We start from the raw sequence: 3918 nt of genomic DNA on the forward strand, positions 1-3918 counted from the left end.
CTCTGCTGAATGTCGTATTAACATATTTACGAATTTAAACCTTAACTACTCTACAACGATTTCAACCTCTGTTGACAATTCTACTCTGTCCTGTTCAATAAAGTAATCTGCGGATACACCTATTGTATATTTTCCTTTGGGTAAAGCAGCAGGATGAGTTGTACTGCTCATATATTCCTCTAAGTATTTATCTACCTCCGTGATATTGTTTTTGTGCAAGTGGTACTCTAAAAATAAATGCTGAGGAATTACTTGTATTTCTTCATCGCCTGGATTAAATTCGCTATTTACCGCCATCGAAGTTTTCATTTCTGATAACTTAAAGCCATCTGCATCTTCTAAATAATAAGTAATTAAGGGGGTTCCATGTTTAATACTTAACCGTTGATTTGTCAATGATTTTAAAGTTGACCATATCATGATAGGCTCACCGTATTTATATGTTGTTTTATTTGATAATAACTTTAATTCAAAGTCAGTGTTGTTTGTTTTTGAATGTAAGCTTGAACGAACCCTATCAATTTTATTGCTAGTAATAAAAACATTCTTCTGTTTCCCATCGAATCCCACTACTGCCCCCATATTCTCAGATATAAATCTTAAAGGAACAAATACTCTGTTTTTCACAACCATTAATTGTTCCATAGGTAATTCCTTTTTATTATCATTAATAAAAATTGAAAAACTTTTTCCTCCTGCTGCATAAACTGATGAAGAAAAGAGTAAAACCGCCATCATTATAATTGACATTTTTTTAAATTTCATCCCCTACCATCCTCCTATTTAATATTCTTCGTTTCACAATTCATTTTAAACAATTTTGTTTGATTTTTCCATATTGTGTTATATAATCCAAATGAGATGATCTGGCCAGATTCATCCGAATATTGAAAGAGGGTGTACTTTAATGAAGCATAAATCATTTCTGTCATTATTATTAACTTTAGTTTTAATGGCATCAATGACCAACCTTACAAGTACATGGGCTCAGGAAAATACTAACGACAAAATTATTACTGGTGATATGCTAGAAAAGAGCAATTCTTTTAGAGAAAAAGTGGGTTTTGAGCCACAACATTCATTAACTATTAACGAATTTGATTCCCAAAGCATCGAGGCTTTTGGAGTGTACTTAACAACTGAAGAAGTAAATGAATTGAATTATCGTTCTGAGGTAATTCAAGCTACCAAGCCATATCTTGAAAAATTAGAAACGAGTTTCAAAGATACATTCGGTGGAATCTATTTTGATCACAAGAAGGGTAAAGGTATACTTCGAATTGCGTTAGTTGATGATGAAACAAATAGTATTAAGACTCTATTAGCTGATTTTCCTCACAAAGACCGATTGGAATTATATAATGTCAAATATTCCTTAGCTGAATTGATAGAGGCACAGGAAACAGTTAGTAAAATTTTAGTGGAAAATAATTGGACTGATACATCATCCGAAATATCTATCCAAGAAAATAAAGTTATACTTTATGTTAAGTCGGCCTCTAGTTCGACTAATGGGCTACTTGAAAATATAAATAGTGTTATAGATGGTGATATGCTCTTCATTAAAACTGTAAATGACCCAGTGATAAATACAGCATCACGTTCTGATTATAATAGACCAGTATTCCCTGGGCTTGAATTAGAATTTCCTACAGGTTATTGTACTTCTGGAGTAGCTTTTAAAACTCGGTCTGGTCAATATTGGATTTCATCCGCCGGGCACTGTGGAACTTTTGGGCAATCTGTTTATCAAGGAGGAGAATTTCTCGGCACTGTTACCTATAAAAAGATGGGGCAGCATACAGATATTCTTTTTGTAGGTCCACTCTCTGAATATAATGTCAGTGGTAAAATCTACGGTGAATCAACTGGTGTTTATATGGTTGATCCTCCTATAGTTGAGGGTCAAATTGTTTGTAAATCCGGCATATCTACTGGTATTACTTGTGGACCGGTAAGAACCTTACTCGCATTTGGCTTTACTCATGACTATGATGGGAATCGTGTTTTCCTTAATCGTTTAGTTTCTTTTGCTGCTGATAGCCATTCAGGAGACAGTGGAGCCCTTGTCTATACTCCTGGTACGTATAAAGGGGCATCTGGTATACTATCTGGAAGTCAATATTTAACTGAAAATAGAATAACCTATTCAAGATTAGATAATATGCCAGCAGAAGAATTTGGTATCCCTATTCAAATAATTCCCGACTTTTAATTATTTGGTATATAACATATAGTTAACCATGGAAGTAATTCAAGTTCAGCTATTCGTTGCAGGTAAGTAAATATAGTTTTAAATGATCTTATACATTACTCAGCATAAGTTACGAACGAATTTGCCAAAAAAATGAACTGAACCCCGTCAAGTAGACAGAATAAAAACAAAATATCAAATAAGCGGCCTTGGTACTGAGTTCCATCGGACTAAGGCCGTTTAATTTCACTTGCAATCTTCGGTATAACAAATCTTCAAAGTATAAGCTCCCATAGGTTCAGACACGGGAGGAGAAGAAATAAGCTATAATGAAGGAAGCCAGAGAATACGGAACCGATATACCCCAGAGTTCAAGACAAAGGTAGTGCTGGAGGTGCTCGGTGAGGAGCAACCGTAACCGAAATTGCAGGGAAGTACGAGCTTAGTCCGTGATGATTAGCCGATGGAAATCGGAGTTACTAGAGCGTGCTACGACAGTGTCTAAAAAGAAAACCAGTGAAATTGAATAAGTGAGAAGCAGGAGTGAATGTCTCGATAGAAGGTTAAGGCAGGACTATGGATAACATCAGCACAGAGCGTTATTTCCGGTCACTCAGGTACGAATGTATCTTCATTAACGAATTCGAAGACCCTCAAGTATATTGAGGGAGTCTTTCTCGCAAGTAAATGCCCAACTCGTGCTGTAAGCTGAATTCGTTGTATATTTCGATTCTATGATCTTGTACATGCTGAAAAAAGCTTGAAATCATCGTTTTCAATGCCAACATCTGGACCACCTCCTATGTAAAAATGAATCCATTTTTTCGTATCTAGATAGACTCTTCGTATGGCCCTTCCAGATAACCCTTGATTCGCAGCCAGTCCAGCTTTTGCTGTTCGAATGGTCTGTTTCTTCGTCCTAAACTACCGCAATGAAATACCGGAAACACAACCGTATTCCCGCTCACCTTGATCGGTGATTCACGTTCGACCAATGCTCTGAATTTTATTCCTTTATGCCCATATTCACGCAGCAAGGACCTGGTTGCCTTCTCCCCCAGAGTGATGACAACTTTAGGTTGAATAATGTCTTCGATGAGTGGCTTAAGAAATGTGGACACGCAATTTCGAAACCACGATCCTCTCACCTTACCTGCTAATCCGCCTTTAGTTTTCATACACAGTATCGCATTGGTAAAGAATAAGTCCTCGTGTCTGTTTCTTGCAGTACACTCGTCAATGTCCACACCAGCGATATTCAATAATTGGACCAATGCCGGTTCGTCGCGCTTTCTTCTACGTTGGTTTCCCCATCTTGGTCAACCAGTGTGATGAAATCCCCCCAATCCTGTCCAACCACCATTATTTTGGCATCCAGACTGCCTTGCCACTCTGTCCAGTGGCCGATCTGACTGGTCTTAAGCTTATCGTTCTGTTGCAGGCTCGGATTTTTCAATTCGCATTGTGCGGGATCACATATCGTGCATTTCTTCCGTTTACTGACTAGTGCTTTATAAGCGCTTAGTTTATCAATGTCACTCACAGAATCGCTCCTTCCCTCAGCTATCCGTCATTTCCTCAATCAAGCTACCTAAATGATAGCATTTGTAGACAGATCAGTTCAGACCTATCTCAAAGCTTCAGTAATTAAATTCCGTCGTAAAAGGAAACTCAGCGGAGGCCAGTTAGGCTTGGCTCCCCCTGCAACCCCTCCTAAATCCCCT

4 protein-coding genes are annotated in these 3918 nt (G+C 37.8%); 1 reads left to right on the forward strand and 3 read right to left on the reverse strand.

Features of this window, described 5'->3' with window-relative positions:
- Positions 1 to 45 precede the first annotated feature (45 nt).
- Complete coding sequence (locus tag CHH75_RS23520; RefSeq protein ID WP_095399290.1) at positions 46 to 765, reverse strand: stalk domain-containing protein; 720 nt, start codon at positions 763 to 765, stop codon at positions 46 to 48.
- Between the two features lie 142 nt (positions 766 to 907).
- Between CHH75_RS23520 and CHH75_RS23525 the strand changes: the two genes are divergently transcribed.
- Complete coding sequence (locus tag CHH75_RS23525; RefSeq protein ID WP_095267988.1) at positions 908 to 2215, forward strand: S1 family peptidase; 1308 nt, start codon at positions 908 to 910, stop codon at positions 2213 to 2215.
- An 809-nt stretch (positions 2216 to 3024) separates the two neighbouring features.
- Here the strand turns inward: CHH75_RS23525 and CHH75_RS23530 are convergent.
- Both CHH75_RS23530 and CHH75_RS23535 read right to left on the reverse strand, forming a co-directional pair.
- Entirely contained in the window at positions 3025 to 3441 is a 417-nt protein-coding gene (locus CHH75_RS23530; RefSeq protein WP_244908321.1) for a uracil-DNA glycosylase family protein, read from the reverse strand.
- An 11-nt stretch (positions 3442 to 3452) separates the two neighbouring features.
- Positions 3453 to 3737, reverse strand: a complete 285-nt coding sequence (locus CHH75_RS23535; protein WP_095267986.1) for a hypothetical protein — start codon at positions 3735 to 3737, stop codon at positions 3453 to 3455.
- Positions 3738 to 3918 lie beyond the last annotated feature (181 nt).

Origin of the sequence: Paenibacillus sp. 7541 (assembly GCF_002276395.1) — a bacterium.
GTDB classification, from domain to species: domain Bacteria; phylum Bacillota; class Bacilli; order Paenibacillales; family Paenibacillaceae; genus Paenibacillus_AQ; species Paenibacillus_AQ campinasensis.

What these genes read in the sequence shown, in the direction of transcription:
- CHH75_RS23520 (WP_095399290.1), bottom strand. Translation starts at nt 765, where the DNA reads ATGAAATTTAAAAAAATGTCAATTATAATGATGGCGGTTTTACTCTTT.
- CHH75_RS23525 (WP_095267988.1), top strand. Translation starts at nt 908, where the DNA reads ATGAAGCATAAATCATTTCTGTCATTATTATTAACTTTAGTTTTAATG.